Source organism: Dyella sedimenti (genome assembly GCF_022760995.1).
GTDB lineage: Bacteria > Pseudomonadota > Gammaproteobacteria > Xanthomonadales > Rhodanobacteraceae > Dyella > Dyella sedimenti.
Map to the genome: position 1 here is coordinate 201374 of NZ_JAKWJO010000006.1, position 18181 is coordinate 219554.

General features: G+C 69.9%; 18 protein-coding genes. 4 read left to right on the top strand and 14 right to left on the bottom strand.

Annotated features, from left to right (window positions below; genetic code table 11):
* Positions 1 to 81: 81 nt before the first annotated feature.
* From MJ605_RS14030 to folE, 5 genes are read right to left on the bottom strand one after another with little or no spacing between them, the layout of a single operon-like run.
* On the bottom strand, positions 82 to 414 hold the full coding sequence (locus MJ605_RS14030; protein ID WP_425601014.1) for an EF-hand domain-containing protein: 333 nt from the start codon (positions 412 to 414) through the stop codon (positions 82 to 84).
* Entirely contained in the window at positions 414 to 3206 is a 2793-nt protein-coding gene (locus MJ605_RS14035; RefSeq protein WP_243042157.1) for an AAA family ATPase, read from the bottom strand. The genes MJ605_RS14030 and MJ605_RS14035 overlap by 1 nt, the downstream gene beginning before the upstream one ends.
* Complete coding sequence (locus MJ605_RS14040) at positions 3199 to 3912, bottom strand: hypothetical protein (RefSeq protein WP_243042158.1); 714 nt, start codon at positions 3910 to 3912, stop codon at positions 3199 to 3201. The genes MJ605_RS14035 and MJ605_RS14040 overlap by 8 nt, the downstream gene beginning before the upstream one ends.
* A complete protein-coding gene (locus MJ605_RS14045) occupies positions 3905 to 5203 on the bottom strand; it encodes a hypothetical protein (protein WP_243042159.1) in 1299 nt (432 codons plus the stop codon). The genes MJ605_RS14040 and MJ605_RS14045 overlap by 8 nt, the downstream gene beginning before the upstream one ends.
* Positions 5204 to 5216: 13 nt before the next feature.
* Positions 5217 to 5819, bottom strand: coding sequence for a GTP cyclohydrolase I FolE (gene folE / locus MJ605_RS14050; RefSeq protein ID WP_243042160.1), 603 nt, complete (start codon positions 5817 to 5819; stop codon positions 5217 to 5219).
* Between the two features lie 143 nt (positions 5820 to 5962).
* Between folE and MJ605_RS14055 the strand changes: the two genes are divergently transcribed.
* The gene (locus MJ605_RS14055; protein WP_243042161.1) at positions 5963 to 6829 is read left to right on the top strand and encodes an energy transducer TonB; all 867 of its coding nucleotides are present in this window, start codon (positions 5963 to 5965) and stop codon (positions 6827 to 6829) included.
* Here MJ605_RS14055 and MJ605_RS14060 read toward each other — a convergent pair.
* The gene (locus MJ605_RS14060; RefSeq protein WP_243042162.1) at positions 6816 to 7694 is read right to left on the bottom strand and encodes a class I SAM-dependent RNA methyltransferase; all 879 of its coding nucleotides are present in this window, start codon (positions 7692 to 7694) and stop codon (positions 6816 to 6818) included. The two genes, MJ605_RS14055 and MJ605_RS14060, sit on opposite strands and share 14 nt — an antisense overlap.
* Before the next feature lie 122 nt (positions 7695 to 7816).
* Here MJ605_RS14060 and MJ605_RS14065 point away from each other — a divergent pair, with 122 nt between their 5' ends.
* Positions 7817 to 8239 (top strand): hypothetical protein, encoded by a 423-nt coding sequence (locus MJ605_RS14065; protein WP_243042163.1) that lies wholly within the window; start codon positions 7817 to 7819, stop codon positions 8237 to 8239.
* Positions 8240 to 8838: 599 nt separating this feature from the next.
* Here the strand turns inward: MJ605_RS14065 and MJ605_RS14070 are convergent.
* The 5 genes from MJ605_RS14070 to MJ605_RS14090 all read right to left on the bottom strand — a co-directional run bounded on the left by MJ605_RS14070 (position 8839) and on the right by MJ605_RS14090 (position 14542).
* A complete protein-coding gene (locus tag MJ605_RS14070; protein ID WP_243042164.1) occupies positions 8839 to 10293 on the bottom strand; it encodes a DNA recombination protein RmuC in 1455 nt (484 codons plus the stop codon).
* A 73-nt stretch (positions 10294 to 10366) separates the two neighbouring features.
* Positions 10367 to 11539, bottom strand: a complete 1173-nt coding sequence (locus tag MJ605_RS14075; RefSeq protein ID WP_243042165.1) for a class I SAM-dependent rRNA methyltransferase — start codon at positions 11537 to 11539, stop codon at positions 10367 to 10369.
* Positions 11540 to 12620: 1081 nt separating this feature from the next.
* Positions 12621 to 13055 (bottom strand): hypothetical protein, encoded by a 435-nt coding sequence (locus MJ605_RS14080; RefSeq protein WP_243042166.1) that lies wholly within the window; start codon positions 13053 to 13055, stop codon positions 12621 to 12623.
* Positions 13056 to 13163: 108 nt separating this feature from the next.
* Positions 13164 to 14105 carry a serine/threonine protein kinase gene (locus MJ605_RS14085; RefSeq protein WP_243042167.1) on the bottom strand — a complete coding sequence of 314 codons (942 nt, stop codon included), beginning with the start codon at positions 14103 to 14105 and terminating at the stop codon, positions 13164 to 13166.
* Positions 14102 to 14542 (bottom strand): hotdog fold thioesterase, encoded by a 441-nt coding sequence (locus MJ605_RS14090; protein ID WP_243042168.1) that lies wholly within the window; start codon positions 14540 to 14542, stop codon positions 14102 to 14104. Before MJ605_RS14090 ends, MJ605_RS14085 begins: the two co-directional genes overlap by 4 nt.
* 55 nt (positions 14543 to 14597) lie before the next feature.
* Between MJ605_RS14090 and MJ605_RS14095 the strand changes: the two genes are divergently transcribed.
* Positions 14598 to 15668 (top strand): 2Fe-2S iron-sulfur cluster-binding protein, encoded by a 1071-nt coding sequence (locus MJ605_RS14095; protein WP_243042169.1) that lies wholly within the window; start codon positions 14598 to 14600, stop codon positions 15666 to 15668.
* 93 nt (positions 15669 to 15761) lie between these two features.
* On the opposite strand, the gene MJ605_RS14100 is transcribed toward MJ605_RS14095, so the two are convergent.
* The 3 genes from MJ605_RS14100 to MJ605_RS14110 form a co-directional block, all read right to left on the bottom strand.
* Positions 15762 to 16205 carry a rhodanese-like domain-containing protein gene (locus MJ605_RS14100; RefSeq protein WP_243042170.1) on the bottom strand — a complete coding sequence of 148 codons (444 nt, stop codon included), beginning with the start codon at positions 16203 to 16205 and terminating at the stop codon, positions 15762 to 15764.
* 133 nt (positions 16206 to 16338) lie between these two features.
* Positions 16339 to 16752 (bottom strand): hypothetical protein, encoded by a 414-nt coding sequence (locus MJ605_RS14105; protein ID WP_243042171.1) that lies wholly within the window; start codon positions 16750 to 16752, stop codon positions 16339 to 16341.
* A gap of 52 nt (positions 16753 to 16804) precedes the next feature.
* On the bottom strand, positions 16805 to 17287 hold the full coding sequence (locus MJ605_RS14110; RefSeq protein WP_243042172.1) for a YiiD C-terminal domain-containing protein: 483 nt from the start codon (positions 17285 to 17287) through the stop codon (positions 16805 to 16807).
* A 99-nt stretch (positions 17288 to 17386) separates the two neighbouring features.
* Between MJ605_RS14110 and MJ605_RS14115 the strand changes: the two genes are divergently transcribed.
* Positions 17387 to 18151: a uroporphyrinogen-III synthase gene (locus tag MJ605_RS14115; protein WP_243042173.1), complete on the top strand. Its 765-nt coding sequence runs from the start codon at positions 17387 to 17389 to the stop codon at positions 18149 to 18151.
* Positions 18152 to 18181: the final 30 nt, after the last annotated feature.

An 18181-nucleotide genomic window follows, 5' to 3' on the forward strand; every position in this document is an offset into this window, starting at 1 on the left:
GGTGTGTGCGGTTGCGGTAAGGATTTGGGTGGGGTTGGGTTTTGGGGGAGGGGGCGTGTGGCGTCGTAGGCGGGCGCCTCATCACCCTTGCGGCGGCTGCGCCAACTCCCCCGCGTCCAGATACCCGTCATGGTTGCGGTCCAGCTTGTGGAACTGCCGCCGCAGGTTGTCCTGGAACTGCCGCAGCGTGACCGGCCGGCCGTGGCCGCCCGGTAACTCGTCCGCTTCCAGCACGCCATCCCCGTTGCGGTCGAGCCGGTAGAACCCCTGGCTCATATGGGCCACGTATTCCACCTCGCTTACCCGTCCGTCGCCGTCGCTGTCGAACTCGCGCAGGTAGTCGGCGGGCGTGCCCTGGGCATGCACCCAGAGCGGCAGCAGTACGGTGGCGATGAGCAGGGCGTGGCGGAGCATCAGGCGGCTTCGTGGCGGCGGCGCAGCACGGCCAGGGGTTGCGCCCAGGTGGCGCCGGGACGGCGCTTGCTGGTGACCAGGGTCAGGTCGCTGGGCTGGAACACGTTGATGTTGTGCGTGGCCGGCGTGGTGAGGATGTACTGGGCGCGGGTGGACTTGAGGAAGGCGCCCACCTTGTCGATGTTGAAGATGTCCAGGTGCGCGAACGGCTCGTCGATGAACACGAAGCCGCCGGGACGGTCCTCGTCGCGCATCAGCGCCACCAGCAGCAGCAGGGATTTCATCACCTGCTGGCCGCCGGAGGCCTCGCCGTCGTCCATGCCGATCCAGCCCTTCTTGTCGAACTCGAAGCGCACGGTGAGGCCGGCCTGGGCCAGCGCCAGGTCCTCGTTGGACAGCTCCGGCAGTTCCACCTCCACGCCGATGCCGGCCAGGTCGGCCAGCACCTTGAGGTTGCGCGCGTAGCGCTTGACCGTGTTGCGCAACACGTTGAGGTAGGCCGCGCGCGCCTCGTGGGTGATGCGCGCGGCGCGCTCAAGGTGCACGCGGCGGCGCTGCAGGTCCTGCCTGAGGCCCTCGTGGTCGTTGGCATACTTGTCGCGGAGCGGCACGCAGCCGTCGTCGGTTTCCCAGTGGCCTTCGGCGAGGCGGCGTTCGATGCGGTCGATTTCCCGTCGCACCGCGGCGGGCGATTCGTAGCGTTCGCGCAGCGCGGCCATGGCGCGCCGGCCGCGCAGCGCGGGCGGTACGTGGCTGCGCTTGTGGCGGAAAGCCTTCAGGCGTTCGATCTGTTCATTGCGCAACTGGTGGTACTGGCGTGCGCTGTCGGCCAGTTGCTGTTGCGCCAGCTTGTGCTCGCGCGCCTCGTTGTCGCGCTGGCGCGAGTTCTGCTGGCGTTTTTCGCGGATGCGTTCGTAGTGCGCCTCGGCGGCGGCGTAGCTGTCGGCGCAGCGCTGCACGTCGTCCTGCAGGGCGGCCTGCGCCTCGTGCGCCTCGGCGAATTCGTCGGCGCGGTCGGCCAGCTGGCCGCTGGCATTGGCGCCGCGCAGCAGGCTTTCGGCGTCGGTGGCCTGCTGCTGCCATTGCCTGCGCTGCCCGGTGATGGTGCGCAGCTGCTGCTCGATCGCCTGCAGGCGCGCCTCACCCTCGCGCAGCTGGCGTTCGCGCGCGGCGCTGCCGAAATAGACGTCGTCCACACCCAGGTGGCGGCCGCCGCGGCGCTCGCGGAAATAGCCCTGCGGGGTGATCCAGTCCTGCTCCTTGCCGAGCCTGGCGCCCTCGGCCACGTCCTCGACGCGGCGGATGCGGTCGAGTTGGCGCAGCAGCCATTCCGGCGCGGGCGCGGTGAAGTCCACCACTTCCAGCAGCGAGCCGCGCGTTGGCGGCGTGGCGGGCGCGCGCTCGGCCACCACGAAGTGCTTGTAGCGATGCTGCTCGCCTAGCTTCCAGGCGGCCTCGCGGTCGCGCGGATGATCGAGCAGCACCACATGGCGGTAGCCTGCCAGCACGGCCTCCACCGCGGCCTGCCAGCGTGGCTCGGAGATCTCCACCACTTCGCTCAGCATGCTGTGGCCGATGCCGCCCTCGTCCAGCGCACGGCGGAAGGCCTGCTCGAATTCCGGGGTGTAGCGCTGGCCGCGGCGCCAGGCGCCCAGCTGCGCGGTGAGCGTGCTGAGCTGTTCGCGCAGGCGGGTTTCCTCGCCCTGCAGGCGGCCGAGCTGGCTGCGCGCCTCGACCAGTTGCTGGCCCAGGCGTTCGTGGTCGGCGCCGTCCTGCTCGGTCATCAGCTTGCGCAGGTGCTGTTCCTGCTTGAGCAGGGTGGCGTTCTCGGTCTCGGCGCGGCGCGCCTCGTCGAGCTGCTGCTTGGCCCGCTGGCGCGCCTGGTCGGCGACGTGCTGTTCGCCGCGCAGCGATTCCTCGCCGGCATCAAGCGATTGCAGGCGCAGTTGCAGTTCCGCATCGCGCAGGGAAAGGTCGCGGCACTTGCGCTTGAGGCCAAGCAGCTGCGGGCGCGCACCGCGGATCGCGGCATGCAGCTCCGCCAGTTCCGTGCGCGGCAACGTCTCGGCCACCAGGTCGGCATGCTCGCGCTTGAGGCCGTCCCATTCCTGCCACGAGCGCACGCGGCCCTCGGCTTCCTGCAGGCTTACGCCGATCAGCGAGAGCTGGTGCTCCAGCCCGTGCAGTTCGCGGTCCGCCTCGCCCTGCTCGTTGCGTGCGCGCTGGTAGTCCTCCAGCACGCCCTTGTCGCCGAACACGTCGAACACCAGGTCGAGCAGCGCCTTAGGCGGCAGCTGGCACAGCTTGTCGGTGGCGCCCTGCTCAAGCGTCAGCACGCGGCGGATCGCCTGCGACAGGCCGGCGCCTTCCAACCGCACGCGGTACTCGCGCAGGCCCAGCCAGTCGCCGCGCGCCTCGATCTCGTCCACGCTCACGTCGCCACCCAGCACGGCGTACTGGCGCTGCCACTCGCCGCCCTTCTTCTGGATGCGCACGGCCAGCGTGACCTCGCTGTCCATGATGGGGAAGAACGGCCGTTCGCCGCGCGGCCCCGGCACGTTGCCCACGCGGGCGCGCAGCCAGGCGAACGGCTTGCCGTTGTGGCGAAGGTAACTCTTGTAGTCGCGGTTGCCGGCGCAGTCGATGGTGAGCAGCGTGCGCAGCGCGTCCAGCAGCGTGGTCTTGCCCGAGCCATTGGGGCCGACCACGGTGACGATGTTGGTGTCCAGCGGCAGGCTGAAGCGCTGCCAGTAGTCCCAGTGGATGACTTCGAGGCTGCGGAAATCAAACATCGTGGATCACTTCGCTGTCTGCGGTTTCGTCGGTGTCGTCGTACGGCGGCTCGTCGGCGCCCAGGTCCTCGCGCGGGGCGAGCCCGGCCAGCAGGTCGCCCAGCGCGCCGTCGAGGATGCGCCGCGCGGTGCGCTCGTAGTCGAACACCAGGTCGAGCAGCGGCCCCTCGGCCAGCTCGCCCTTGCGGCGCACGATGAAGCCGTGGCGGCTCAGCACGCCCAGGTTGAAGTTGACGCGCGTCTTGCCGCCCAGGCGGTCGCCGAAGTCGGCCAGCAGGGTGCGCTCGGCCACCACCGGCGACAACGAAGGGTCGCGCGAGATCGGCTTGGCCTCGGCGAACATCTGCGTCTGCGAGGCGTCGCCCTCGGCCCGCTGGCGTTCGAGCTGGCGCTGGCGCTTGGGCAGCACGATCAGCGCCCACAGCACCACCAGCAGGGCCACCGCGTCGCGGTCCAGCTGCAGCGTGTTGGAGATCCAGCTGTCGCTGCCGCCGAACACGTGGCGCTCGGCGCCGCGTGCTACCGCCACGCCGATGTGGGCGGCGTAGGGATGCTCGCGCAGCTCCAGCCCGACCGCGGCGAGGCGGCGGTCCAGGTCCTCGCGGAAGGCTTCGTCCAGCAACGCCTTGCGCGCCTGCGCGTCGTCGCGCGGCAGCCAGCGCTGCGAGAGCAGGCGCGCGACCAGCGCGGCGGTCTCGTCATGCATGTTTCTTGTCCTTGCGTGGATGCAGGCGGCCCGCGCTGACCAGCGCGATCGCCGCCAGGCCCGGGTCGACCAGGCGGGGTTCGATTTCCAGTTTCAGCGGCAGGCGCGCCAGGTCGGCGGTGGGGCCCTGCAGCGCGGAGGATTCGGGATCGCCGAGCAGGCCCAGCAGCGAGAGGCGGTAAGCGCTCAGCGCGTAGTCGCCGCCGCGCAGCGCGTCGGCCAGCTCCAGCGGTTGCTGCAGCGCGGCCAGTTCGCCGTGCCAGGCCAGCAGCGGCGAGAGGTCCTCCTCGTCGATGGGCAGGTCGTGCGTGGTGGGCGTGGCCTCGGCGCCGGGCAGTGCGCCGCTTTCGGCGGCGGCGCGCTCGCGTTCCAGCAGTTCGTACTCGGCCACGTCGAGCGCGATCTGGTCCTGCAGGAAGGGCGGTTGCAGCGGCAGCAGGTGTGCCTCGCCGGCATAGCCGGCCAGCGCCTCGGGCGTGAGCGAGCGCAGCCAGGCCACCAGGTCGGAAGAGGAAAGCCCGGTGCGGCCCAGGTGCACGCGGTGCTGGTCGATCTTGTTGAGCTCGCGCTGGAACACGCCGGCCTGGCGCAGCAGCGCGCTCTGCGCGCGGCCCACCGCCTGGGCCAGGCGATGCGTGGCAGGATCGAGGTCCTCGCTGTCGGCGATGGCGCGCACCACTTCGGTGCCTTTCTCCACCCAGGTCCACACCGATTCCAGGTGCAATGCGGCGCGGCGGATGCGGTGCTCGGAACCGGACAGCACGGCGCGGTCGAAGTCTTCCTTCAGCTCCGACAGGCGCGACAGCAGGTGGCCCAGTTCGTCGGCGGCGACGCGCCCCACCGCCTGGCCGGCGGCCAATTGCGCGGTGAGGTAGCCCAGGCCGTCCTCGTCGTCGCGCTCGAATTCCAGTAGGGTGGACACGGCGGCCAGCGCCTTGCGGCCCAGCGGGCTCACGCGGTAGCGCAGCGTCTCGCTGTCCCAGCCGAGCAGTTCGTGTTCCTTCAGGCGCTGCACCACGGTTTCCAGCTTCACCGGCTCGACGAAGGCGAGCTGGTCGCGGATCTCGGCGGGCGTCCATTCCGGCGCGTGGGCGCGCGCGCCCAGCGTGCGCAGCACCAGCAGGCGCAGCAGCACCTGCGCCTCGCCACCGTGGAACAACGCGCTGAAGGCGCGCAGCAGGGCGCGGCCGCGCAGCAACGGGAACACCGCCGGCAGGTCCTCGGCGCTGACGCCCTCGCGCAGTACGTCCTGCAGACGCTCGTCGGCGTCCGCGCTATCGATCATCGACATCCGTGCGCTGCGCTCAGCGGCCGGCGCCGTGGATGCCGATGAACTGCAGGAATTCCGCGCGCGTGCGGGCGTCGTCGCGGAAGGCGCCCAGCATCTGGCTGGTGACCATCGACACGCCGCGCTTGTGCACGCCGCGGGTGGTCATGCACTCGTGGCTGGCGTCGATCACCACCGCCACGCCGGCCGGATGCAGGTTTTCCTGGATGCACTGCGCGATCTGCGCGGTGAGCTTCTCCTGTACCTGGAAGCGGCGCGCATACGCATCGACCACGCGGGCCAGCTTGCTGATGCCCACCACGCGGTGGGTCGGCAGGTAGCCCACGTGGGCGCGGCCGATGATCGGCGCCATGTGGTGCTCGCAGTGGCTTTCGAACTCGATATCGCGCAGCACCACCATCTCATCGTAGCCGGCCACTTCCTCGAAGGTGCGGCGCAGGTACTCGCCCGGATCGACCTGGTAGCCCGCGAACCAGTCGCGGTAGGCCTTGACCACGCGCTTGGGCGTATCGAGCAGGCCCTCGCGGCCAGGATCCTCGCCCGACCAGCGCAGCAGGACGCGCACGGCTTCCTCGGCCTGCTCGCGGGTGACTTCGGTCGGCTCGTGACGCTCGCTCATGCGGATTCCTTCGGGTACGGCATTCGGACTGCCCAGTGTAACGCCACCGTCAAGTCCCGGGCGGAGGAGCCCGGCGGGGCGACACTCGATTCCCGCGCCGCCGGCCGGCTAGACTCGGGCCACACCATAAGGAGGTCGCGGGCATGAGGAAGGCGATGGCGGCAAGCGCCGCAGGGGTGGCGTGGCTGGCGGTGGCGACGAGCGCCGTCGCGGCCGGCCCGCAGAGCGTGCGGCAGACCGCCGAGGCCACCATGCTGGTGACCGGCACGGTGGAGGTGAATCCGGATGGCAGCCTGCACGGCTTCGCCATCGACCAGCCGGACAAGCTGCCGGCTCCCGCGCGGCAGGTGATCGACCAGTACGTCCCGCGCTGGACCTTCACCTTGTCCGGCGCGACGGACGAGATCATCAAGGCACCGATGAACCTGCGGCTCGTCGCCAAGCCGACGGGCGAGGGGCAGTACGCGGTCAGCATCGCCAGTGCCTCCTTCGGCGACAATCGTCCGCGCGACGGCGAAACCGTGAGCTTCAAGTCGCACTCGCCCGCGCCGCGCTATCCCGAGGCGGCAGTGCGGTCCAGGGTCAGCGGCACGGCCTACCTGATGCTGCGCATCGGCCGCGATGGCACGGTGCGGGAGGCCATCGCCGAGCAAGTCAACCTGGACCAGTACGGTACGCAGGCGCAGATGGCGCGCTACCGCAAGCTGTTCGCGGATGCCTCGATCGAGGCGGCCCGGCAGTGGACATACAGCGTGCCGATGCGGGGCAAGAGCGCGGACGATCCCTACTGGGTTGCCCGCGTGCCGGTGAATTTCTACCTGCGCGATGTCGGCAATCCCGCCCCGCATCGTGCCTACGGCAGCTGGCAGGGCTATATCCCGGGTCCCCGGCAAAGCCCGCCGTGGGCGACCCAGACACTGCTGAGCGAGGCGCCCGACGCCATGCCCGAAGGCGGCATCGATACCGGCGACGGCCCATTGAAGCTGGCCACGCCGCTCACCGGAAGCTGACGCCGGGCGGCTCGAAGACCTGCACGCGGTCGGGGCGCCGTTCGCCCCGCGGCCTGAGCCAGGGCTCGGCGGCCACCGACTCGCTGCAGGGGCCCAGCGTGGCGAGGCGGATAGGGCGATGCGCGGCCTCCCGCGCCAGCCGGTCCAGCACCTGGCGCAGCAGGCGGCCGGTGAACGGGGTATAGAGATAGAACAGCGTGCCGGTGGAAAGGTCGGCCTCGCGCGCGTCCTGTGCAATGAAGCGCACCCGTTCCAGCCCCAGCGCCTGCGCGCAGCGTTGAGCGCTTTCCACATACGCCGCCTCGCGCTCGATGCCGAGGCAGCGCGCGCCGGTGCAGGCCGACACCAGCAGCGGTACGTGGCCGAGGCCCGAGCCCAGGTCGACCAGCACGTCGCCAGGACCGATGGCCGCGCGTGCGATCAGGTCCAGCACATGGCGTGCCGGCGTCGGCTGATAGAACACCATCTCCGCGTCCGGCGCGGTTCCCTCCGCGCAGGGATCGCGCAACGCCAGCACGTCGGCCACCAGGGCATCGAGATGGTCGTAGGCGAGCGGGTCGCCCTCGTCGTCCGGCGACCATCCGCGCAAGGCATGCGCGCCGGCGCCGTGCATGATCGCCAGCCGGACCGCCTGGCCGAGTCGGCGCTGCACCTCGCCAAGCGCCGCCAGCCGCGCCGAGGCGCGTTCGCGCAGCGGCGCCAGCCCGGGCGACGCCGCCGTGGCGTCGAGCAGGTCCTCCAGGCGATCCATCGCCCCGACGCGCTCGCGTAGCCGTGCCGGCTGCAGCGGGGTGGGATCCTGCTCCAGCCGCGCGACCAGCGCGTGCAGGGCATCGTGCAGCGACGAGGATTCCGGGCAAGGCATGGTCCGCATGCTGCCATGCGCCGGCCTGCCCAAGCTTGAACGGCCGTCCCGGCATGGCTTGCGCCGGTCAAGTTTCACGCGGGGCGGCCGATGCATGGGGCGAGCCGGCATGGAGACAGTGCGTGAACATCAGCCCCGCGACGGACGAGGCCAGCATCCCGGTGCATATCGCTGGCGCCGCAACGGGCGCCTCGGATTCATCCTCGGCCCCGGCTTCGAAAGCCGCCCCGGCGGGTGGCAATGCGGCAAGCTCGGCCAGTTCTGCGAGCGGCGATTCCAGCGGCAGCGGTAGCGCCACGGTACAGGCCCTGCAGCGGCTGATCGCGCAATTGCAGAAGCAGCTCGCCCAGGAAGAGCAGCAACTGCGTGCCGCGACCGCCGGCAAGCAGGCGCAGAATCCGGCGAACATGGCACGCGTCGCCAGCCTGGAATCGACGGTGACCACCCTCAACAGCCAGCTGGAGATCGCCGTCAACGAACTGGCCACCGCGATGCTGGCCGAAAGCGGCGGCAGCAGCGGCGGCCTGGTCAGCACCACGGCCTGAGAGCCTGTTCAAAATCCCGACATGCCCCCGAGTCGCCCCCTCTCAACCTCCCTCTGCGTGCGATAGGGATTTTGAGCACGCTCTAAGCCCTCAGTGCATCGCCGCCCCGCGGTGTAGCCGCTGTATATCGCGGAGGGAGCACCTATAAGGCTGACCTCTATCTGCAAGGCTTGTATCTATCGCCGTGCTGCGCCCTCTCTTCGCCATGGCGCGTTGCGGTGTAGCGGCGTCGTCCGAGGTAGCACGCAACCAATCCAGCTGACCTCGGTCCACCGGGCTTGTATCCAACACAGTGCTGCGAGCCTTTGAGGCCATTCTCTTTGGGTTACTTTTCTCTTGGGCCAGCAAGAGAAAAGTGACTCGGCGGCCCCACGGGGACTAGCTTCGCGTCGCCGGCAGGGCGTCGAAACGCCCGCCGCGTCCCACGGGGACTTCCTTCGGTCGTAGGCGGCACGCTGGCGCAGACGCGACAACCGAGCGATATCGCCCTGGACCCCAGCCTTCGCCGGGGTGACGAGCAAGACAGACCGAGGCGAAAAGAGGTCGCGCACAGGGTGCGCTCCTACAGAAGGGGGCGATTAGCGTTCAGCGTCCGCCGCTCAGGCATCGGTCGCGACATCGTCCTCGCCGCCCTCCTCGATGGCCGGCAGGCTGTCGCCCAGCAACTGCTTGGCCTCGTCGCCCGACAGCGTCTCCACTCCGCGCAGCTTGCGCTCGATGGCGCGGGTGCGCACGCTGGCCTGGTCGATCACGTTGCTGGCCTCGCTGAGTTTCTTGCGCGTCTTCTCCAGTACCGCGCCGAACCTGCCGAACTCGGTCTTCACCGCGCCCAGCAAGGTCCATACCTCGCTGCTGCGCTTGGCGATGGCCAGCGTGCGGAAGCCCATCTGCAGGCTGTTGAGCAGGGCGGTGAGCGTGGTGGGCCCGGCCACGGTGACGTGGTGCTCGCGCTGCAGCGTCTCGAACAGGCCGGGGCGGCGGATCACCTCGGCGTACAGGCCCTCGGTGGGCAGGAACAGCACGGCGAAGTCGGTGGTGTGCGGCGGCGCCACGTACTTGCTGCGGATGCGCTTGGCCTCCTCGCGTACCCGCGTTTCCAGCGCGCGGCCGGCGAGCGCGGCGGCCTCGGCATCCGCGTTTTCCTGGGCATCGAGCAGGCGCTGGTAGTCCTCCACCGGGAACTTGGCGTCGATCGGCAGGTACAGCGTAGTGTCCTCGCCGGGGCCGGGCATGCGCACGGCGTATTCCACCCGCTCGCTGCTGCCCGGGACGGTGGCCACGTTGGCGTCGTACTGCTCGATGGTGAGCAACTGTTCCAGCAGGGCACCGAGCTGCACTTCGCCCAGGATGCCGCGCGTCTTCACGTTGGTGAGCACGCGCTTGAGGTCGCCCACGCCGGTGGCGAGGCTCTGCATCTCGCCCAGGCCGCGCTGCACCTGTTCCAGCCGCTCGGACACCAGCGCGAATGACTGGCCCAGGCGTGTTTCCAGCGTGGCCTGCAGCTTCTCGTCCACGGTGGCGCGCATCTGTTCCAGCCTGGCGGCGTTGTCGTCCTGGATCGCCTTGAGCTTGGTCTCCAGCGTGGCGCGCACTTCGCCCAGGCGCTTCTCGTTGTCGGCGGTGAGCGCGGCCAGGCGCTGCTGCTGCTGCTCGCCGAAGCGGTTGAGGGCGAGCGTGAGTTCCTCGCGGCTATGGCGGGCATCCTCGGTGAGCCGCTGGGACAGCTGCGCCAGGCCGTTGTCGGTGCGCTCGGTCAGCGTGTCCAGGCGCTGGCCGAAGTGGCCCAGGCGTTCGTGCTGCTGGGTACCCATGCCGCCCAGTTGGTCCTGCAGCTGGGCGCGGAACTGGCCCAGCGCCTGCGCCATCTCGCCGCGACCGGCGCGCTGTTCCTGCGCCAGCGCCTCGCGCAGGTGGCGGTTGTCGTCCTTGAGCGCATCCAGCCGCGCGGCAAGGCGGCCGTCGTCGCGCGAGCGCAGCAGGCTCGCCACGTGCAGCACGATCAGCGCCAGCACGGCGGGGACGAGCACGATCAACAGGATTTCAGTCAGGGACATGGCGATACCCGATGGCACAGGGCGCCAAGTGTACGCGCCGGCGTCTCAGATACCCGGATTTCCCGGGCCGCCGCTACATCACGCGGCAGAACACCGCCTTCAGGTAGCGCCCTTCCGGCACGTCGCTGCGGAACGGATGGTCGGCGCCTGCGCCGGCCACGTGCAGCACCTGGATCTCGCGGCCCGCGTTGAGCGCCACGCGCCGCAGCATCTCCAGGAAATCCGCCTCGCTCACCAGGCCCGTGCACGAGCAGGTCAGCAGCAGGCCGCCCGGCGGGATCACGTCCAGCGCCAGCCGGTTCATGGCGAAGTACTTCTTCAGCGCATCGACCACCTTGCTGCGGTCGCGGGTGAGCTTGGCCGGATCCAGGATCACCGCGTCGTACTGCTCGCCGCGCGCCACCGCGCCGCGCAGCCAGTCGAAGATGTCGGCCGCCTCGAACACCGCCGGCACCGCGTTGGCCGCCGCGTTGGCGCGGGCGATCTCCAGGATGCCCGGGTCCATGTCCACCCCGGTGGCCGATTGCGCGCCCGCCGCCAGCGCATGCACGGCGAAGCCGCCCGCGTTGCAGCACAGGTCGAGCACGCGACGGCCCCTGGCCAACTGCGAGAAGCGGTGGCGGTTCTCGCGCTGGTCGGCGAAGAAGCCGGTCTTGTGGCCATAGCCCGGCGCGGCATGGAAGCGCAGGCCATGCTCATGCACCTCCACCGGCTCGGGCGCCTCGGCCGGGCGGCAGTCGAACGACTCCTGCTTCTGCACATGGTTCTCGGCGAACCAGTACAGCCGTGCCTGCGGGAAGTGGCGCAGCAGCGCGGCATGGATCGCCTCGCGGAAACGCCACATGCCGGCGGCGAAATACTCGATCACCAGGATGTCGGCATAGCGGTCCACCACCAGTCCCGACAAGCCGTCGCCTTCGCTGTGCACCACGCGCCAGGCATCGCTCACGCGGTCGAGCTGCAGCAGCTCCTGGCGCAGCGCGACGGCGCGGTCGATGCGCGCGGCGATCCAGTCCGCGTCGATGGCCTCGGCCGGATCGGCGGTGAGCAGGCGCAATGCGATGCGCGCATGCCCATTCCAGAAGCCGTGCCCGACGAAGCGCCCCTTGGCATCCTCCACGGCCACCACGCTGCCGGGCGGCAGGCGGGTTTCCGGCTTGTGCACCTGCGCGGACCATACCCAGGGATGGCCGGGGGAGCGGTCGGACTTGAGGCGGATGATGGGGAGGGGGAAGGGGATGTTCATCCGGACATGATACCGGGTGGGTCTCGGTCTTTTTTGGTTTTATGCGTGGGGCAGGATTTTGACTGGGATGGGGCAGTTGGCCCTCTGGACAAGAGCGCGTCCCCTGTAGGAGCGCACCCTGTGCGCGACCTCCTTTCGCCTCGGTCCGCCCTGCTCGTCATCCCGGCGCACCCCGGGGCGAGGGCCGGGATCCAGTAGCGCCGGTCTCCGGTTGTCGCGTTATCGCCAGCGTGCCGCCTACGCGGCGGGCGTTTCGATCGCCTGCCGGCGCTCGAGTCACTTTTCTCTTGCTGGCCCAAGAGAAAAGTAACCCAAAGAGAATGGCCTTAAAGGCTCGCAGCGCCGTGGTGAATACAAGCCCGGACGATTGAGGCTAGCCGGATCAGTGACGTGCTACCTCAAACGGCGCCACTACACCGCAACGCGCCGTGGCGGTGAGGAAGCGCAGCACGGCGATAGATACAAGCCCTGCAGGCCTCGCAAGCCGAATCAGCTTCTCCTCTAGCCACACATAGCCGCTACCCCGCGGGGCGTCGATGGATTGAGGACTTAAGGCATGGGCGGTATGGCGTCGCCCGTGCTTCGGTTCTCTCTCCACGGCGGGGAGAGGGAGCGAGACGCGAGGCTCGGCTTTAAGTCCTTAGTACATCGACGCCCCGCGGGGTAGCCGCTGTGTTTCGCGAGAGAAGCAACCTCACTCGACTGCCCAAACCTTCAAGGCTTGTAGGTCAGGCAGCGCTGCGTTTCCTCACCGCCATGGCGCGTTGCGGGGTAGCGGCGCCGTTTGAGGTAGCACGTCACTGATCCGGCTAGCCTCAATCGTCCGGGCTTGTATTCACCACGGCGCTGCGAGCCTTTAAGGCCATTCTCTTTGGGTTACTTTTCTCTTGGGCCAGCAAGAGAAAAGTGACTCGAGCGCCGGCAGGCGATCGAAACGCCCGCCGCGTAGGCGGCACGCTGGCGATAACGCGACAACCGGAGACCGGCGCTACTGGATCCCGGCCCTCGCCCCGGGGTGCGCCGGGATGACGAGCAGGTCGCGCACAGGGTGCGCTCCTACAGAAGGGGTGAATGAAAAACCTTACCTCAGCCTCAGCGCCAGCCACGACAACAGCGCCAGCAGGTTGATCCCCACCCTCGCCACCGCCGGCCCCGCCACCGCCAGCAGGAAACCCTCGCTGCCGAAGTGCCAGTCCAGCCCCAGCCGCACCGGCAGGTGCAGCGTGGCGTAGACGTTGACGAAACCTCCGCTGTGCAGCGCGTAGCTGAGCACCGGCGTGGCGACCAGCGGCAGTTGCAGCAGTTGCGCCCAGCCCGACAGCGAGACGCCGCGCTCGCTGCCTTCCAGCAGCAACACGCCGGCGACCAGGATGAAGGCGTACAGCACCAGGCCGATCACCGCCACCAGCGAATCGTGGGAGCCGAACGGCAGCAGGCGGCGCAGCATGGCGACCAGGCCCATGAAGCCGCCGGCCACTTCGAGGATGCCGATCAGTCGGAAAAGGAAATTGCGCACGTGCCCGTCCCGGGTTCGAAAGCGCGGAGCTTAGCGGATCGGCGTGGCCTTGTAGCCGGTGCGAGTTGGCGTTTCGTTGGGTCGCGTACAGCGAGCCCTCACTGAACGCTACAGTTCCTCGGCCAGTTCGTGCAGGTCGGCGATGTGCTGCTCCCACCAGCGGGCCTCCGCCGCGAACGGGAAGGCGGCGGGGAAGGCGGGATCCTGCCAGCGGGCGGCGATCCAGCCGGCGTAGTGCAGCTGGCGCATGGCACGCAGCGCGGGCACCAGGGCCAGTTCGCCGTAGTCGAAGTCGCGCATCTGCTGGTAGCCGTCCAGCAGGGCCTGCATCGCCGCCTCGTCGTTGGCCAGCATCCACAGGTCTTGCACCGCCGGGCCCATGCGCGCGTCGTCGAGGTCGACGAAATGCGGGCCAGCGTCGGTCCACAACACATTGCCGGGATGGCAGTCGCCGTGCAGGCGTAACTGACGCAGCGGGCCGAGCGCTTCGAAGCGGCCGGCCACGGCGTGGTCCACGCGCTCGGCCGCGGCGCGGTAGGCGTCGTGCAGGCCGGCGGGAAGCAGCGAGGATGCCAGCACCGCATGCATGGGCTGCCCGATCAGGGTGGCGCGGTCGATGCGGCCGCGATGCTGGAACGGCCGGCGCGCGCCGACGCCGTGGATGCGCGCGATCAGTCGCCCCAGCCATTCCAGCTGTTCGGCCGATTCCAGCGAGGGCGCGCGCCCGCCGCGGCGCGGGGTGAGCGCGTAGCGGAAGCCCTGGTGGTGCAGCAGGGTGCGTCCGCCGAACGCGAGCGGGGCCACCATGGGGATGTCCTCGGCGGCCAGTTCCAGCGCGAAGGCGTGTTCCTCCAGGATGGCCGCGTCGCTCCAGCGCTGCGGGCGATAGAACTTGGCGATCACCGGCGAGGCGTCCTCGACGCCGACCTGCCACACGCGGTTCTCGTAGCTGTTGAGGGCCAGCAGCCGTCCATCCGGCCATAATCCACAGGCGGTGACCGCGTCGAGCACACAGTCGGGATCGAGGCTGGCGTAAGGCTCCTGGCTCAACGCGGCGCGACCGCGCGGGCGGGGATCACCGCCATGGTGAGGCGCGAGATGCATACCAGCTCGCCGGCTTCCGTCTCGATGCGGATCTCCCACACCTGTGTGGTGCGGCCGACATGCACCATGCGCGCGGTGCCGGTGACGATGCCGCTGCGCACGCCGCGCACGTGGTTGGCGTTGATGTCCAGGCCCACCGCCACTTCCTGTGCCGGATCGAGCGTGAGCATGGCGGCGGTGCTGCCCAGCGTCTCGGCCAGCACCACCGAGGCACCGCCGTGCAGCAGGCCATAGGGCTGGTGCGTGCGATGATCCACCGGCATGGTGCCGCGCAGCCAGTCGTCGCCGACCTCGGTGATGCGGATGCCCAGCGTCTCCATCATGGTGTTGGCGCTCCAGCCGTTGAGGCGTTCGAGCGAGGTGTCCTGCTTCCAGATGGCCATAGGTTGATTCCTGGCGACAAGGCCCTCATTGTCGGCTGACTGCCGTGCCGCGACAATGCGCAACGTGTTTACCGTCACCATTCCATCCACCGGCCGCCACTTCACTGCGGCGCCGGGCGAAACCGTGCTGGAGGCCGCGCAGCGGGCCGGCATCGCGTTGCCGTACTCATGTCGTTCGGGCGTGTGCGGCAGCTGCAAGGCCACGCTGCTGGAGGGGCGCTGCACCTATCCGCGCAATCCGCCGCTGGCCTTGAGCGGCACGCCGCCGGCACAGCATGCCATCCTGCTGTGCCAGGCCGTGCCGGCCAGCGACCTGCGCATCGAGGCGCGCGAGGTCACCTCGGTGGAGGACATCGCGCGCCGACAGCTCGACGTGGTGGTGTCGCGCAAGTGGACGCTGGCGCCGGATGTGGTGGGCGTGGCGCTGCGGCCCGCGCCGGGCCAGGCGAGGCTGGCGTGGCTGCCCGGGCAATATCTGGACGTGCTGCTGGACGAGGGAAGGCGCCGGCCGTTCTCCATCGCCAACCATCCGCAGGCCGACGGCGCCGTCGAGCTGCATGTGCGGCACGTGGCGGGCGGCGGGTTCACCTCGTGGGTGGCCGAGGTGCTGAAGGAAGGCGACCGGCTGCGCATCGAGGCGCCGCTGGGCACCTTCGTGCCGCGTGAGGATTCGGAGCGGCCGATGATCTTCATGGCCGGCGGCACCGGTTTCGCGCCGGTGAAGGCGATCGTGGAGCACTTCATCGCGCTGGGCACGCGCCGGCCGATGCACGTGTACTGGGGCGCGCGCAGCATGGCGGACCTGTACCTGCGCGGGCTGGCCGAGGGCTGGACGCGCCAGGCGCACGAGCTGTCGTTCCAGCCGGTGCTGTCCGACCCGGAGCAGGCCGCCATCGGCGGGCTGCGCATGGGCCTGGTGCACGAGGCCGTGCTGGCGGACCACCCCGACCTGTCCGGCTTCGACGTCTACATGAGCGGCCCGCCGGCGATGATCGACGCCGGGCGCAAGCTGTTCGTCGAGGCCGGCCTGCCGGAGGACCGGCTGTACTACGACTCGTTCGACTACGCGCCGGACGTGCTGGCGCAGATCATCGGCGCGCGCGCCGGCATCGCCTCGGCGCTCTGACCACAACCCTCCCTGTAGGAGCGCACCCAGTGCGCGACCGGTCTGCGTGGCGGCAAGGCCAATCGCGCACTGGGTGCGCTCCTACAAGCGGAGTCAGTTCTTGCCCTTGGCCACCGGCAACTGCGCCTGCTGCCACGCCAGTACGCCGCCGCCCAGCACGTACACCTTCTCGAAGCCGGCCTTGACCAGGCGCTGCGCGGCCTTGCCGGTGGTGCGGCCGTCCTTGTCGATCAGCACCACCGGCACGTCCTTGGCCTTGGCCAGGTCCTTGTGCTCGGGATCGAACTGGCTCATCGCCACGTGGCGCGAGCCGGGCACGTGGGCCTTCTCGAAATCGGCGTAGGCGGAAAGATCCACCAGCAGCGGCCCCTCGCGGTTGATCAGCAGGGTCAGCCCGGCCGGGGTGAGTTCCTTGTACTTGCGGAACAGCGTGAGTATCTCCATCACGATGATCGCCACCAGCAGCGCCAGGAACAGCGCCACCAGCGCCAGGTGGTGGCTGATGAACTCGGGCAGCTTGTGCAGGACGTCGCTCATTCGAAGGCTTCCGCAGGCGCGGGCACGGCCGCGCGGGGTGGAGGGAACGGGCGATTATAGGGTGTGGGAGCGCCTGGGGGTGGGGATGGGCGGGGAGATGCCGGTGCCGATGCTTTGCCCGTCCCCCCGTCCCCTACTGCCGGCTGATGTCCGGCAGGCCGCTGGTCAGCCACCAGTGCTTGCTCTGGGCGTCGTAGCGCCAGGTCTGGTGGTCGGTGATGGTGCGTTCGGACTGGGTGTTCACGTTGACCAGGTTGATCTGCACCACCTGGCTCACCTCGTCCTGGCCATGCGGCACCGGGCCGTTGCCCTCGTCGTAGCCGCTCACCTTGTATTGCTGGTAGCGGGACAACTCCAGTGGCGACAGCGGGTGCGCCGCGCGCACCTGCGGATCGACGAACTGCAGTGCGCTCTGGAAATCGCCCCAGCGCACGGCGCCGGCGTAGGCGTTGAGCGTGTTGGTGAGCGAATCGTTGCGCTGGTCGGTGGCGCAGCCGCCGAGCGACAGCGAGGCGAGCATGACGAACGTGGTCAGGACGCGGCGCATAAGGTTTCCCCCTTGGGCGAGGTTTCCATTGTGCCCAAGGCCGGCGGTGTTTTCATACCGCGTCGGGCGGGCGGCGCTTGGCCACGAAGCGGGCCGCCAGCGTGGCGGCGGGCCTGTCGCCGGTGCCGGGCACTTGGCACGCCACGTCGATGCGGGCACGGCCGCGGGTGGCCAGCGTGTCGAAGAAGCTCGTCCAGTCGGCGCCCTCGGCCAGCCGCGCCTCGCTGACGAAGTCGGTCCACACCGGTTCCAGGTAGCGCACGGTGGAATCGGCCACGAACACGTCGCAGTCCTCGCCGCGCAGGCGCAGCTCCAGCTCGACCAGGCCCCAGCCGGTCAGCGTCATCGTGCTCACCAGGCTGCCGCCGAAGGCGCAGCCCTTGTCGTTCACGTTGGGCAGCAGCGGCGCGGCGATGGACAGGTGGTCCTCGCCGCAGCCGCGCAGGCCCAGGTCCATGCTGCGGGCCAGCGGGATTTCCTCGCGCATGAAGTCGACCAGCTTGCGCGCCAGGGTCTGTCGATCGTTGCTGCTCATTCGGTGCCGAGGGCGGATGGGGAAACGCATAGTGTACGCATCCATGCCACCGGCTTGTCCGCCGGCGGCTACACTGCCCCGGTTTCCAGGGAGAGGGCCATGACCGCGCCACCGCCGAGCGCCACCGCATCCACGCTGCAAGGGCGCATCGTGGTGATTACCCGGCCGGCGGGCACCGGCTCGCCACTGGCGCGGCGCGTGCGGCGGCTGGGCGGCGTGCCGCTGCTGCTGCCGGGGCTGTCGCTGCGTGGCGCGCCAGGCGGCGAGGTCGCGGCGGCCCTGCGCGAGGCCTTGGCCGATGACGTGCTGGCCTTCACCAGCCCGGCCGCCGTGCGCTTCGCCGCGCGCCTCGCACCGCTACGTACGAAAGCGCTGGTGTTCGCGGTGGGGCAGGGCACGGCGCAGGCCCTGCGCCGGCATGGCGTGTCCGCGCAGGCACCCGCGCAGCGCCAGGACAGCGAAGGGCTGCTGGCGCATCCCGCACTGGCCGACCTGCGGGGGATGCGCGTGGCCCTGGTCGGCGCGCCGGGCGGACGCGGCCTGCTGCGCGAGGTCCTGGCCGCACGCGGCGCGCGCCTGCGCGAGGTGCATGTGTACCGGCGCGGCGCGCCCCGCTGGAACCGCCGCCAGTTGGAGGCGCTCATGCGCTTGCCTGCCGACGCCCGGGTGCTGTTGTCCAGCGCCGAGGCGCTGGAGCAATTGCGCCGCGGACTGCCCGCCGATGCCCTTGCGCGCCTGCGCGCGGCGGTGGCGGTGGCCAGCAGCGAACGGTTGGCGGAGGCGGCGTGCGCCGCCGGGTTCGCGCGTGTGACGCTGGCCGCCTCCGCAATGGGCGGCGACATGCTGGCCGCCGCCGCGCGTTGACGCGGCATGGGGTTTCTTCACGCCCGCTTG

Coding starts and splice junctions, on each gene's coding strand:
- MJ605_RS14030 (WP_425601014.1), bottom strand. CDS start 414: ATGCTCCGCCACGCCCTGCTCATCGCCACCGTACTGCTGCCGCTCTGG.
- MJ605_RS14035 (WP_243042157.1), bottom strand. CDS start 3,206: ATGTTTGATTTCCGCAGCCTCGAAGTCATCCACTGGGACTACTGGCAG.
- MJ605_RS14040 (WP_243042158.1), bottom strand. CDS start 3,912: ATGCATGACGAGACCGCCGCGCTGGTCGCGCGCCTGCTCTCGCAGCGC.
- MJ605_RS14045 (WP_243042159.1), bottom strand. CDS start 5,203: ATGTCGATGATCGATAGCGCGGACGCCGACGAGCGTCTGCAGGACGTA.
- folE (WP_243042160.1), bottom strand. CDS start 5,819: ATGAGCGAGCGTCACGAGCCGACCGAAGTCACCCGCGAGCAGGCCGAG.
- MJ605_RS14055 (WP_243042161.1), top strand. CDS start 5,963: ATGAGGAAGGCGATGGCGGCAAGCGCCGCAGGGGTGGCGTGGCTGGCG.
- MJ605_RS14060 (WP_243042162.1), bottom strand. CDS start 7,694: ATGCCTTGCCCGGAATCCTCGTCGCTGCACGATGCCCTGCACGCGCTG.
- MJ605_RS14070 (WP_243042164.1), bottom strand. CDS start 10,293: ATGTCCCTGACTGAAATCCTGTTGATCGTGCTCGTCCCCGCCGTGCTG.
- MJ605_RS14075 (WP_243042165.1), bottom strand. CDS start 11,539: ATGAACATCCCCTTCCCCCTCCCCATCATCCGCCTCAAGTCCGACCGC.
- MJ605_RS14090 (WP_243042168.1), bottom strand. CDS start 14,542: ATGGCCATCTGGAAGCAGGACACCTCGCTCGAACGCCTCAACGGCTGG.
- MJ605_RS14095 (WP_243042169.1), top strand. CDS start 14,598: ATGCGCAACGTGTTTACCGTCACCATTCCATCCACCGGCCGCCACTTC.
- MJ605_RS14100 (WP_243042170.1), bottom strand. CDS start 16,205: ATGAGCGACGTCCTGCACAAGCTGCCCGAGTTCATCAGCCACCACCTG.
- MJ605_RS14105 (WP_243042171.1), bottom strand. CDS start 16,752: ATGCGCCGCGTCCTGACCACGTTCGTCATGCTCGCCTCGCTGTCGCTC.
- MJ605_RS14110 (WP_243042172.1), bottom strand. CDS start 17,287: ATGAGCAGCAACGATCGACAGACCCTGGCGCGCAAGCTGGTCGACTTC.
- MJ605_RS14115 (WP_243042173.1), top strand. CDS start 17,387: ATGACCGCGCCACCGCCGAGCGCCACCGCATCCACGCTGCAAGGGCGC.